Consider the following 13,226-nt stretch of genomic DNA (forward strand, 5'->3'; position numbering starts at 1 on the left):
GAGACTTATTTTAGTCACCCAATTTAGTCATGTTCAGTTTATGTTATTAATTTTGCTCCGCAAATTAAAACCTCATCAATTGTGATCATAATCACCAGAAAAAGGGGGAAGTGAAGGATTTTGCTAGCGAGATCATAAAACTTATTTTACCATATAAAAAAACATAACTTTGACGCTATGATAACCGCAGTTATCGAGTAAAAAGGAACCATACCAGAGGTATGGTGATTAAAGTTTTATGCTTGCTCATTAGACCTAGCACCTTATATAGCAATGTATTTCATACTTATTTTATCCATTTTTGTTCCGAGTATGATGACTATAAAGATATTTCGCGACTTACTTGAAGTCAGCAAACTCAGCCGATGAGGCACTGAAAAGCTGAATTCGTGTCGCCCAACTGATTGACCCTATTCAACAGATAAGGATTAGCTGATTATGTACGCACTAACCAACTGTAAAATATATACTGGCAGCGATGTGCTTTCTCAACACGCTGTCATTATAGATGGCGACCGAATTCAAACTGTTTGCCCTCTGACTCAATTACCGCAAGACGTTCACATCATCGATCTACAAGGGGCGAATCTCAGCCCTGGGTTTATCGACTTGCAACTCAACGGGTGTGGTGGTGTGATGTTTAACGATCAGATTAGTGCAAACACCATTCATACCATGCACCAAGCAAACTTAAAATCAGGCTGTACTAGCTTTCTTCCCACCTTGATAACCTCCTCAGATGAAAATATGCGTCAAGCCATTCAGGCGCAGCGTGAATATCAAAACCAATATCCACATCAATCATTAGGACTTCATCTAGAAGGCCCTTATTTGAATGTGATGAAAAAAGGCATTCATTGCGTTGATTACATTCGTCAAGCTGACGACGAGATGATTGATTTTATCTGTCAAAATAATGATGTCGTCACTAAAGTGACACTAGCACCGGAAAATAATGATCCTCGTCATATTGAAAAACTGGTCGCGGCGGGCATTGTTGTCTCTATCGGCCATACCAATGCAACTTACTTGGAAGCACGCAAAGGATTTGATGCCGGCATTACGTTTGCAACGCATTTATTTAATGCCATGACCCCAATGGCAGGGCGTGAACCCGGTGTTGTTGGGGCAATTTATGACACGCCTGAAGTCTACACGGGTGTGATTGCCGATGGGTTCCATGTTGATTACGCTAACATTCGAATTGCTCATAAAATTAAAGGTGAGAAACTCATATTAGTGACCGATGCCACAGCTCCTGCAGGCGCAGAGATGGATTACTTTATTTTTGTCGGTAAGAAAGTATATTATCGCAACGGCAAATGTGTCGATGAAAATGGCACTCTTGGCGGCTCGGCCTTAACGATGATAGAAGCGGTTCAGAATTCGGTTGAGCATGTCGGTATCGCTTTAGATGAAGCTCTCAAAATGGCAACCTTGTATCCAGCCAAGGCGATTGGAGTGGAAAAAATATTAGGTCGAGTGAAGAAAGGTTATATTGCGAATCTAACCATTTTTGATCGGGATTTTAATGTAAAAGCGACGGTAGTTAACGGACAATACGAGCAAAAATAATCATGAATGGCGGACAAATAGGTAACGTAGATCTAGTTAAACAGCTCAATAGTGCAGCAGTTTACCGTTTAATCGACCAACAAGGCCCGATTTCACGGATCCAAGTTGCCGATGTAAGTCAACTTGCGCCTGCAAGTGTGACCAAAATAACCCGCCAACTCCTTGAACGAGGCCTAATCAAAGAGGTGGCTCAACAAGCATCAACTGGTGGACGTCGCGCCATCTCTTTAACCACAGAGGTCACCCCTTTTCACTCCATCGCGGTTAGACTTGGCCGAGATTATATTCAACTCAGCTTATATAACCTCGGAGGAGAAGAACTGGTCTCCTCGGCCCATGATTTTCATTACGCTCATCAACCGCAGTTGATAGAAGGGTTAATTAACCACATTAAGGCGTTCATCTCACAACAAAAAGATCAAATAAACCAATTAATTGCTATTGGTATTTCACTGCCCGGACTAGTCAACCCTGAACTCGGAGTGGTGGAATATATGCCCAATATTGAGATTAATGCGCTAGCATTGGGCGACATTGTACGTGAACATTTTAATGTGGAATGTTTTATCGGTAATGATGTCCGAGGCATGGCATTGGCAGAGCATTATTTTGGAGCCAGCAAAGACTGTCAAGACTCGATCTTAGTCAGTGTTCACCGCGGTACCGGTGCTGGGATCATTGTAAACGGGCAGGTGTTCTTAGGCTCTAACCGAAATGTAGGCGAAATAGGCCATATTCAGATCGATCCATTGGGTGAGCGGTGTCAATGCGGTAATTTTGGCTGTTTAGAAACGGTTGCGACCAATCCAGCCATCATCGAACGAGTGAAAAAGCGCTTAGTTCAAGGTTATGAATCAAGCTTATCCTCACTTGGAGAAATCACCATTGATGATATTTGTCAACATGCCCTACAAGGTGACGAGTTAGCCAAACAAGCTTTGGTACAAGTCGGAAATCAGTTAGGAAAAGCCATCGCGATCACCATTAATTTATTTAACCCACAAAAGATAGTCGTCGCGGGAAAAATTACCGCAGCCCAAGATATTATCTTTCCAGCCATCTTGCGCAATGTAGAAAACCAATCTCTTAAGAAATTCCATCAACATCTTCCTATCGTTGCCTCACAAATGGATAAGCACCCGACCATTGGTGCTTTTGCTACAATAAAACGCGCGATGCTAAACGGGGTCTTGCTACAAAAATTACTTGAAGACTGATAAGCAAAGTGTTCTATAATGTTGAGGCTGTATTGATTTCAAGCAATACAGCCTTTTTATTACCCAACCTATAAAGAAATCTCATGGATTTAGTGTTTATCAGTGCCGCTTTCATCGTTGGTTATATTGCACAAAAGTGCCATCTTCCTCCTCTCGTTGGTTTCCTTATCGCAGGTTTTGGCCTGAATCTCTACGGTTTCGAGTCAAACCAAACGTTAGCGACATTAGCAGACCTCGGGGTCACCCTGATGCTATTCACCATCGGGTTAAAGCTCGATATTAAGTCTTTGCTTGAAAAAGAAATTTGGGCTGGTGCAACAATTCATAATGTTCTCGCAACCAGCATATTTACCCTCGCGCTAATCGGCTTTAAATATCTCGGGCTGACCAGCCTTAGTGAGCTCCCTTTTACGAGTTTATTATTGCTTGGTTTTGCCCTCTCTTTTTCTAGTACCGTTTTTGCTGTCAAATCTTTGCAAGAAAAGGGAGAAATGAACTCAACCTATGGCACCCTCGCCATTGGTATTTTAGTCATGCAGGATATTTTTGCTGTTATCTTTTTGACCGCATCAACAGGTAAGTTACCAGAGTGGTATGCCATTAGCTTGTTTGCCCTACCACTATTACGACCCTTGTTCTTCCGTCTACTCGATAACGCCGGGCATGGTGAGCTTTTGGTTCTATTGGGTATTTTTCTTGCTTTAGTGATCGGTGCAGGCGGCTTTCAACTCGTTGGTATGAAACCGGATCTAGGGGCGTTAATCCTAGGCATGTTACTTGCCAAGCACAGTAAAGCCTCTGAGCTATCTAAAGCGCTTTTTAATCTCAAAGAGCTATTCTTAGTCTGTTTTTTCTTAAATATAGGCTTGGCAGAAAAACCAACGTTAACCGGCTTGTTATTGGCTTTATTGCTCATGATCCTGCTTCCATTAAAAGGAGCACTATACTTTTGGGTTCTCAATCAATTTCATTTTCGGGTTCGTACCTCACTGCTTACTTCGCTCTCGCTTTTTAACTTTAGTGAGTTTGGCCTGATTGTTGGCGGTTTAGCCTTTAAACTGGGCTGGTTACCAGGAGATATCCTGGTTGCTTTGGCTATCGCTGTATCACTTTCGTTTCTCATTGCTGCGCCACTGAGCCGTAAAGGGAATGAGGTATATCAACACTCATCATCATGGTTTAGCGATCCTCAACCGGAAACGCTGAATCTAAGAGATTCGGTAATTAATCCTGGTGAGGCTCAAGTCATCATTCTTGGCATGGGAAGGATCGGAACTGGCGCGTATGATGAGTTTTATTCACGTTATGGTGATATCTGCTTAGGGGTTGAGCTACGTGAAGAGGCGGCAAAACAGCATCAAAATGAAGGACGGAATGTCATTAGTGGTGATGCGACTGATCCTGATTTTTGGGCGCGTATTTTACATACAGGCAAGGTGAAACTCATACTTTTAGCCATGCCCCACCATCAAGCCAATCAAATTGCGCTCGCTGAATTAAATAAACGTCAGTTTACTGGACAAATTGCCGCGATCGCCGAGTACTCAGATCAAATGGACATCTTACTTCAAGAAGGTGCGCATGCGGCTTTTAATATCTATAGTGAGGCTGGAACTGGATTTGCTCGCCACGTATGCGAACATTTACAACCGACATTGACTCGCCATTAATGGCCTTAATTTACGGCTAACGAGATGGATCTCGTTAGCCAGATGCACACCACTTCGCCACAAAGTAGAATATGTTTAATAAAACAATAAAAATATTAAATATTATCCATCACATTGGCTATAATTTAAATTTTCAATCAAAGATCGATTGCCTTTTTTAACCAAAGTGGCAAATTGTACTCATCTGCTTAAAACGTGTTTCATTTAAGGAAGTTGTATGTGTTCAATCTTTGGTATTTTAGATATTAAAAGCGATGCCAGTGCATTACGCTCAGTCGCATTAGAAATGTCTAAAAAACTTCGTCACCGCGGCCCTGATTGGTCAGGAATTTACGCATCAGAGCGAGCGATTCTTGCTCATGAACGTTTAGCGATTGTCGGGCTCAATAGTGGAGCTCAACCCATTTATAGCCCAGATCGCAATCTTATTTTAGCGGTTAACGGTGAAATTTATAACCACAAAGAAATTCGCGCTCGCTACCAAGATACCTACGATTTTCAAACTGACTCTGACTGTGAAGTTATCCTTGCCTTGTACCAAGATAAAGGTGCTGAGCTATTAGAGGAGCTGAATGGTATTTTTGCCTTTGCTTTGTATGACCAAGAAAAAGATGTCTTCCTTATTGGCCGAGATCATATTGGAATCATTCCACTTTACCAAGGCCATGACGAGCATGGAAACTACTATGTCGCTTCTGAAATGAAAGCATTAGTCCCTGTGTGTAAATCTATTAGTGAATTTCCTCCTGGTTGCTATTTTAGCTCGACTGAGCCTGAACCTCACCGTTATTACGTTCGAGACTGGAATGAATACCGCTCAGTACAAGACAATATCAGTAATAAAGAAGAACTCACTCAAGCTTTAGAAGCGGCGGTTAAACGTCAATTAATGACGGATGTGCCTTATGGGGTGTTACTATCAGGAGGGCTCGACTCATCGATCACCTCTGCTATTGCTAAACGCTTTGCCGCCATGCGCATTGAAGACGATGAACAATCTGAAGCTTGGTGGCCACAACTTCACTCCTTTGCCATTGGCTTAGAAGGTGCTCCCGACTTAAAAGCAGCACGTGAAGTTGCTGAAAAAATTGGTACAGTTCACCACGAGATGACTTACACCATTCAAGAAGGCCTTGATGCCATTCGCGATGTGATTTATCACATTGAAACCTATGATGTAACGACCATCCGAGCTTCAACACCGATGTTTTTACTAGGTCGTAAAATCAAAGCAATGGGAATTAAAATGGTACTTTCTGGTGAAGGTGCTGATGAAATTTTCGGCGGCTACCTTTACTTCCATAAAGCGCCGAATGCTCAAGAGTTTCACGAGGAAACGGTTCGTAAGTTATTAGCACTCAACTTATTTGATTGCGCACGAGCTAATAAATCTCTAGCGGCTTGGGGGGTCGAAGGACGAGTCCCCTTCTTAGATAAAGAGTTTATTGATGTCGCCATGAGGCTCAACCCAGCAGATAAAATGTGTGGCAACGGTAAAATGGAAAAACATATTTTACGAGAATGTTTCCAACACTATCTTCCTGATTCTATCGCTTGGCGTCAGAAAGAACAGTTCTCAGATGGGGTTGGCTATAACTGGATTGATACCTTAAAAGCAACGGCAGAGGCAAAAATTAGCGATCAGCAAATGGCAACCGCAAAATTCCGTTTCCCCTACAACACACCAACTACAAAAGAAGGGTATGTTTATCGGGAAATTTTTGAAGAGTTATTTCCTTTGGAGTCCGCAGCCCGTTGTGTGCCAGGAGGGCCTTCTGTAGCCTGTTCATCTGCAAAAGCCGTTGAATGGGACGAGTCATTTAAAAACTGCATTGACCCATCAGGTCGAGCCGTCAAAGCCGTTCATAACGAAGCTTACTGAGTTACCAAGCCAGCCATAAAGGCGCGATGTCCAAACGGCTTATAATCGGCAGCAAGTGAGGCGATAAATTTGTCTGGAACAAATTTGAACAGCCGTAGGTTGGCCTTTGATGAGAGCCACGGATGGCTCTCATCATCCCCATGAGTATAGGCAAGCTATGTGATTGGGGTGAACGAGTGTACTCCCCCCGGCAGCTTCAAGTAGGAAGGGTATAGCCGATAGCGCTTAACTATTGAGGATATTTAAGCGCTAGATGCTTATTATCAATACTCATCATAACCGGTTGGTTAATCATTTTTACCAGCATAATAGAACGGGTATCGCCATCAGGCTCTTGATATATCGCTTTCATTCCACAAAATTGCCCGCTTTTTACTTCTATCGCTTGTCCGGCAGAAGGCATTTCTTGTTTGCAATACTCTTTTGCTAAATGATCCAGTTGCTTTAGCTCGTGAACCAATTCATTGGGTAGCGCTTTAGGTTCAGGGCCAAAACGAATAAAATCAACCACACCTCGAGTTGAACGAACTGTGGTAAAGGTCGGCCCTTGCTCATAATCAAAGCACACAAAAACATATGAGGGAAATAACGGCTCAATCACGATTTTTCTTTTATTTCGAATAATTTTTTCCACCTTAATTTGTGGGTAATAGCACTCAACGCCTTGATTCTCAAGATGAGCCTTTGCTCTTGTTTGTTCGCCTCGCTTACAATAAACCAAGTACCAGCATTTCATTTTCTAGCCAACCTATTTTAGTTTTGTTTACCTAAACCTTCTCATCAGAACACAACACAATCAAAAATGGTAAATTTTCCAGGCAGTACCGGTCGCCATCACATGAATCAATCAATAACCCCACTATCCATTCTAAAAATACGATCAAATATGAAATGTTAGTTTTCGCTCTCTTGACGCAATCAAAATCACCTTAAAAAATTATTTATTTCATAAAGATAAGAAAAATAGAGCTAAAATCCAGCAAATCTGCATATTGCAGACATATAAACTTAGCGGTATACGTATTGGTTCATTGTTCACACTGATAACTCACTGATACTAAATTGTTATACGACAGGTTCAGTTCGAATTCAGAATAAAAATAAATAATACATGAATAACCTCTCTCCTTGCAGTCCATTTCTTTCCCTTATCGCGTAAGAGAATCATCCGCAAGTTATTGAGCAATCACAACAGGAAGCCCCATATGTCATCCGACTTGAATATATTCAAGCAACCAAAACCGTTCTATCTGATTTTTTCTATTGAGCTTTGGGAGCGTTTTGGCTTCTATGGTATGCAAGCAATTTTAACCGTCTACATGGTTAAAATCTTAGGCATGAATGAATCCAACTCTTTCGTATTATTCGGTGCTTTTTCAGCATTGGTTTTCGGCTTTGTCGCAGCCGGAGGCTGGATTGGTGATAAAATTATTGGCACCAAACGCGCGATCACTTTAGGCGCAATTATTCTCATGTTTGGCTACCTACTTTTAGGGCTTTCAACGACAAAAGCGCACCTAGGTGGGGAAACGCTCATCTATATCGCGATGGGATTTATTACGGTCGGAAACGGGCTATTTAAAGCCAATCCATCAAGCCTACTTGCCAAAGTATATGACGATAACGATCCTCGATTGGATGGTGCCTTTACCATGTATTACATGGCAATTAACCTCGGTTCTTTCTTCTCTATGATTCTAACTCCGATGGTTGCTGAACGAGCCGGTTATGGGATGGCTTTTGGCGTCAGTGCGATCGGTTTAGCGATTACCGTTGTTAACTTTATTCTGTGTCAAAAGATGCTTAAAAACGTCGGTTCACCCGCTGATCTCCAATCGGTGAATAAAACGCGCTTAAGCTTGGTGGTCATCGGTTCCATAATGATGAGTTTTTTCTGTAGTTATTTATTACAAAACTTGTTCCTAGCACATGCGATTTTAGTCATTGCAGGGCTAATGATCGTAACCTTTTACTTTAAAGAAACATTTTCAATGACTGGGATTGAACGACAAAAAATGTTGGTTGCCTTTGTTCTGATGTTACAAGGCGTGGTGTTCTTTGTACTTTACTTTCAAATGCCAACGTCACTGAACTTTTTTGCTATTCACAATGTTGATCCAAATTTGTTCGGTTTTCATTTTGAACCAGAGCAATTTCAAGCGTTAAACCCTTTTTGGATTATGATCGCCAGCCCAGTATTGGCAATGCTTTATGGTAAATTAGGCGAGCGCCTCGCTATGCCATTTAAATTTGCAATAGGCATGGGATTTTGCGCACTCTCATTTTTAGTTCTATCGTGGGGAACCGGATTTGCGAATCATCAAGGCATCATCAGTGCAGACTGGTTAGTTCTGAGCTATGCCTTCCAATCCGTTGGTGAGTTACTGGTTTCAGGGCTTGGTTTAGCCATGGTGGCACAATTGGTTCCACAGCGTATGATGGGCTTTGCGATGGGAATGTGGTTTCTTACTTCAGCAACGGCTGCCGTTATTGCTGGATGGGTTGCGAGTTTAACCTCTGTTCCCGATCAGATTACCGGTGCACATGAATCACTTGCTATCTATGGCGATGTATTTGGAAAAATTGGCTATACCACCGCAGGAATCACACTGATTACCTTCTTAATCGCACCAATGTTGACTAAAATATGTCAAGGCAATGTCGAGGTTGAATTAGCACCTGCCGAAGCATAAACCACAGACTGTCAAATGGTTCAAAAGCCTCTTGGATAAGGCTTTTGAACTATTTATATGGTAAAACTTATATGGTAAAACCATTTCTATGGTAAAACTCTTTCGACGGCCATTATCCACATCGTTGATGGATTAAAGCCGCCATCATCTGAATATGAGCATCCGAATCGTTTAGACACTCGATATAGTTAAAAGCTTCTCCTCCTGACTGAAGAAAAAGATGCTTATTTTCACCTGCTATTTCTTCCAGTGTTTCCAAACAATCAACTGAAAAAGCCGGACAAATAATGTCGATGCGTTTTATTCCTTGTTGAGGCAATTGCTCCATCATTTTATCAGTATAGGGCTGCAACCACTCTTCTTTGCCAAATTGAGATTGATAGGTCATCATGATCTGTTGATCCGTTAATCCGAGTTCTTGCGCCAATAAACGAGTGGTTTGTTGGCAATGTATCGGATAAATATCGCCATTATCAGCATAACGCTTAGGAATACCATGATAAGAGCAGATCAATTTATCGCCTCGACCATTCTGTTGCCAAGCATCACGGACTTTTTCTGCTAACGCTCGGATGTAGAGGGGATGATCATGATAATCTTGAATAAACGTCAGTTCCGGAACAACCACTTGTTGCTTCATCACCTTGGCTAAACCATCAAACACAGCAGCAGTTGTGGTTGCTGAGTACTGGGGATAAAGCGGTAATACAATTATCGAAGAAACACCTTGTTGACATAAAGCCTGCACGCCACGAGCTAGGCTTGGTTCACCATAGGTCATCGCGAGTTCAACCGGAATAGAAAGCTGCTTTTGCAGTTTTTCTTGCTGACGTTTGGCATACACCATCAGTGGCGATCCCTCCTCCATCCAAATGGACTGATAAAGCTTAGCCACTTTCGGAGCGCGCGTTGGAAGAATAATGCCATGTAATAAGGGACACCATAACCAACGGCTTAAGTCCACAACACGCTTATCATGTAAGAATTGACTTAAAAATTGTTTAACGGCTTTTGGCGTTGCCTCTTGTGGTGTTCCTAGGTTTGCCAGTAAAACGCCTAATTGCTTACCATTATGCATAACGTCCATTCCATGTTTACCTTTGTACATCACGACAAAAAGAGTAAAAAAGGCGACCCTAAAGGCCGCCTCGCTCGGTTATATTGGGCAAACGAGCCATTTTATGCGAGTGCTTTTTCGATATCAGCACTGACTTCAGCAACTTGTTTTGTCCCATCAAATTTTAAATATTGCGTGTTACCTGCTGCCGCTTCTTTACCGTAGTAGGCAATAAGCGGAGCGGTTTGTTCATGATAAACCCCTAAACGAGCTCGTACTGTCTCTTCTTTATCATCATCACGTACAACCAAATCTTCACCGGTAATATCATCTTTACCAGCAACTTTAGGTGGGTTGTAAATAACATGGTAAGTACGACCAGAAGCAAGATGCGCACGGCGTCCAGCCATACGCTCAACAATCACATCATCGGCAACATCGAACTCAATCACATAATCAACCTCAATTCCCATCTCTTTCAAACCATCCGCTTGAGGAATGGTACGAGGAAAACCATCAAGCAAAAAACCCTTCTCGCAATCTGGTTGAGCAATGCGCTCTTTGATGAGGCCCAAGATGATTTCATCAGAGACTAATTGACCCGCATCAATCACTGACTTTGCTTGTTTACCAAGCTCAGTACCCGCTTTGATAGCAGCACGTAACATATCACCAGTAGAGATTTGTGGTATACCATATTTCTCCATAATGAATTGAGCTTGTGTGCCTTTACCTGCACCCGGAGCACCTAGAAGAATGATGCGCATGTTTAATCCTCTTTAAGAAAATAATGTTATACCGAAGCTCACAGTACGATGATAGTACGACGATAGTACGACGATAAGTTTCGGTATAAGGAGACAAATTTGAATTTGCTTAAGCAAAAAGCATGAAAAATCGAACTGACAAATCTGACTATTCAAGAGACTAATTCTATCATAAAAAACGGTCAAAAACGGAATCTAAGACGAAAGAATACCGATCAAAGCCGTTATTTACATTAAGATTTCCTAAGCCCCTTTACGCAGAAACGGTTAGAAAAAACGCAAGCCAACATCACATTGGCTTGCGTTAATGATCATTATTCCACTTTAGTCAGTAGCTGATTGATAGCGGTGACAAATTGAGTTGGATCTTCCATCGAACCACGCTCGGCCAACATTGCCTGGCCCAATAACACTTCCACCCAACGACCAAAGGCTTGTTCATCGGCCTCATCAGCCATATGTTTCACCATCGCATGTTCTGGGTTAATCTCAAAAATATATTTCACATCAGGCACCGCTTGTCCTGCCGCAGCAAGTAACTTGGCCATTTGTGTCCCCATTTCACCATCATCGGTCACAACCACAGCAGGGGTTGACGCTAATTTAAATGTGGTTCGAACATCCTTCACTCGTGTGCCAAGATAGGCTTTAACTCGCTCAACGACTGACTGGAACTCTTGCTCTGTTTCCTTGTGCTTCTCTTTCTCTGCTTCATCCTCAAACTTACTTAAATCGAGGCCCGCTTTCGTGATAGACTGGAACGATTTACCGTCAAACTCGGTTAAATAATTCATCAGCCACTCATCAATGCGATCAGACATCAACAGAACTTCAATCCCTTTTGACTTAAATTGCTCCAAATGTGGGCTATTTTTCGCTGCAAGGTAACTATCAGCAGTGAGATAATAAATAACTTCCTGCCCTTCTTTCATTCGCTCTACATAGGAAGCTAGACTGATCGTTTGCTCTGAGCTGTCAGTATGAGTCGAGGTAAAGCGTAACAACCCAGCAATTTTTTCACGATTAGCAAAGTCTTCAGCTGGGCCTTCTTTCATCACCAGGCCAAATTCTTTCCAGAAAGTTTGGTATTTATCGCTATCATTATTCGCCAAACGTTCTAACATGGTTAAGACACGCTTAGTACATGCATTACGCAAAGACTGAGTAACTTTATTATCTTGCAAAATCTCACGCGATACATTGAGTGGTAAGTCATTGGAGTCAATCAAACCACGAACAAAACGTAAATACGATGGCATAAATTGTTCTGCATCATCCATAATAAAAACGCGTTGAACATACAATTTTAAGCCATGCTTATGCTCTCGGTTGTATAAATCCCATGGTGCTTTGGCTGGAATATATAGCAAGCTCGTATAATCATTTTTCCCTTCAACTTTGTTATGACTCCAAACTAGCGGATCCGTAAAGTCATGAGAAACATGTTTATAAAACGCGTTATATTCATCATCGCTGATTTCTGATTTCGCACGAGTCCATAACGCTTGGGCTTTGTTAATTTGCTCCCATTTAAACTCACCGGTTTCTTTTCCTTCATCATCACGCTCAGGCGTTTGAATATAAACAGGAATACCAATGTGATCTGAATATTTAGAAATGACATCTCGTAAACGCCACTCCGATAAGAATTCTTTTCCTTCTTCGCGGAGGTGCAATACGATATCTGTACCGCGAGTATTTTTTTCTACTGTTTCAACGCTGTACTCTCCCTCACCTTCAGAATACCACTGAACGGCTTGATCAGCAGGTAATCCAGCAGCTCGGCTGCGTACGGTGACCGCATCAGCGACAATAAATGCGGAATAGAAACCAACACCAAATTGTCCAATTAACTGAGAATCTTTTGATTGTTCTTGAGAAAGCTTTGAGAAAAATTCAGCTGTACCTGATTTTGCAATCGTCCCTAGGTGCTCAATCACATCCTCACGACTCATGCCAATACCATTATCAGATATCGTTAAAGTATTCGCGTCTTTATCAAAAGAAAGTTTCACGCCTAGATCGGCATCACCTTGATAGAGATCTGGATTTGATAAAGCTTGAAAGCGTAGCTTATCGGCTGCGTCTGAAGCATTGGAAATCAGCTCTCGTAGAAAAATTTCTTTATTCGAATACAAAGAGTGAATCATCAAATGCAGTAGTTGTTTTACTTCTGATTGAAAACCACGCGTTTCTTTATTGTTGGTTACTGTTTCGCTCATTTTTGCTCCGTTACATCATATCAAACCCTATCAATAAAGCTGAAAAGGGTAGGAAGAACATCGATTTGCTATTAACATGTGGCTCATGAATGTAAATTCAAGGTCAAAAACCATAAAAACACTGTTTTTTTTATTTTTTTTGA

The 13,226-nt window shown here is 41.8% G+C and carries 9 protein-coding genes; 5 read left to right on the forward strand and 4 right to left on the reverse strand.

All coding sequences use genetic code 11. The annotated features are described in order from the left end of the window. Window positions 1–438: 438 nt before the first annotated feature. The 4 genes from nagA to asnB all read left to right on the forward strand — a co-directional run bounded on the left by nagA (window position 439) and on the right by asnB (window position 6,344). Window positions 439–1,575, forward strand: coding sequence for an N-acetylglucosamine-6-phosphate deacetylase (gene nagA / locus FKN05_RS05420; protein ID WP_099612106.1), 1,137 nt, complete (start codon window positions 439–441; stop codon window positions 1,573–1,575). A 2-nt stretch (window positions 1,576–1,577) separates the two neighbouring features. Then, a complete protein-coding gene (gene nagC, locus FKN05_RS05425) occupies window positions 1,578–2,792 on the forward strand; it encodes a DNA-binding transcriptional regulator NagC (RefSeq protein WP_170887048.1) in 1,215 nt (404 codons plus the stop codon). Between the two features lie 83 nt (window positions 2,793–2,875). After that, entirely contained in the window at window positions 2,876–4,462 is a 1,587-nt protein-coding gene (locus tag FKN05_RS05430) for a cation:proton antiporter domain-containing protein (protein ID WP_170887049.1), read from the forward strand. A 217-nt stretch (window positions 4,463–4,679) separates the two neighbouring features. After that, window positions 4,680–6,344: an asparagine synthase B gene (gene asnB / locus FKN05_RS05435; RefSeq protein WP_099612103.1), complete on the forward strand. Its 1,665-nt coding sequence runs from the start codon at window positions 4,680–4,682 to the stop codon at window positions 6,342–6,344. Window positions 6,345–6,573: 229 nt separating this feature from the next. On the opposite strand, the gene rfaH is transcribed toward asnB, so the two are convergent. Next, window positions 6,574–7,080 (reverse strand): transcription/translation regulatory transformer protein RfaH, encoded by a 507-nt coding sequence (gene rfaH / locus FKN05_RS05440; protein WP_099612102.1) that lies wholly within the window; start codon window positions 7,078–7,080, stop codon window positions 6,574–6,576. A gap of 379 nt (window positions 7,081–7,459) precedes the next feature. Between rfaH and dtpA the strand changes: the two genes are divergently transcribed. Next, window positions 7,460–9,037 (forward strand): dipeptide/tripeptide permease DtpA, encoded by a 1,578-nt coding sequence (dtpA, locus tag FKN05_RS05445; RefSeq protein WP_346656353.1) that lies wholly within the window; start codon window positions 7,460–7,462, stop codon window positions 9,035–9,037. Window positions 9,038–9,149: 112 nt separating this feature from the next. On the opposite strand, the gene hemH is transcribed toward dtpA, so the two are convergent. The 3 genes from hemH to htpG form a co-directional block, all read right to left on the reverse strand. Further along, a complete protein-coding gene (gene hemH / locus FKN05_RS05450) occupies window positions 9,150–10,115 on the reverse strand; it encodes a ferrochelatase (RefSeq protein ID WP_099612101.1) in 966 nt (321 codons plus the stop codon). Window positions 10,116–10,216: 101 nt separating this feature from the next. Continuing rightward, on the reverse strand, window positions 10,217–10,861 hold the full coding sequence (gene adk / locus FKN05_RS05455; RefSeq protein ID WP_099612100.1) for an adenylate kinase: 645 nt from the start codon (window positions 10,859–10,861) through the stop codon (window positions 10,217–10,219). Window positions 10,862–11,175: 314 nt separating this feature from the next. Beyond that, on the reverse strand, window positions 11,176–13,083 hold the full coding sequence (htpG, locus tag FKN05_RS05460; RefSeq protein WP_099612099.1) for a molecular chaperone HtpG: 1,908 nt from the start codon (window positions 13,081–13,083) through the stop codon (window positions 11,176–11,178). Between the last annotated feature and the right edge of the window lie 143 nt (window positions 13,084–13,226).

It is taken from the genome of Vibrio sp. 1-1(7), from assembly GCF_013048485.1.
Lineage (GTDB): Bacteria > Pseudomonadota > Gammaproteobacteria > Enterobacterales > Vibrionaceae > Vibrio > Vibrio fujianensis.

Excerpts from the sequence above, each read along its gene's own strand:
- nagA (WP_099612106.1), top strand. The coding sequence starts at position 439 with ATGTACGCACTAACCAACTGTAAAATATATACTGGCAGCGATGTGCTT.
- nagC (WP_170887048.1), top strand. The coding sequence starts at position 1,578 with ATGAATGGCGGACAAATAGGTAACGTAGATCTAGTTAAACAGCTCAAT.
- FKN05_RS05430 (WP_170887049.1), top strand. The coding sequence starts at position 2,876 with ATGGATTTAGTGTTTATCAGTGCCGCTTTCATCGTTGGTTATATTGCA.
- asnB (WP_099612103.1), top strand. The coding sequence starts at position 4,680 with ATGTGTTCAATCTTTGGTATTTTAGATATTAAAAGCGATGCCAGTGCA.
- rfaH (WP_099612102.1), bottom strand. The coding sequence starts at position 7,080 with ATGAAATGCTGGTACTTGGTTTATTGTAAGCGAGGCGAACAAACAAGA.
- hemH (WP_099612101.1), bottom strand. The coding sequence starts at position 10,115 with ATGCATAATGGTAAGCAATTAGGCGTTTTACTGGCAAACCTAGGAACA.
- adk (WP_099612100.1), bottom strand. The coding sequence starts at position 10,861 with ATGCGCATCATTCTTCTAGGTGCTCCGGGTGCAGGTAAAGGCACACAA.
- htpG (WP_099612099.1), bottom strand. The coding sequence starts at position 13,083 with ATGAGCGAAACAGTAACCAACAATAAAGAAACGCGTGGTTTTCAATCA.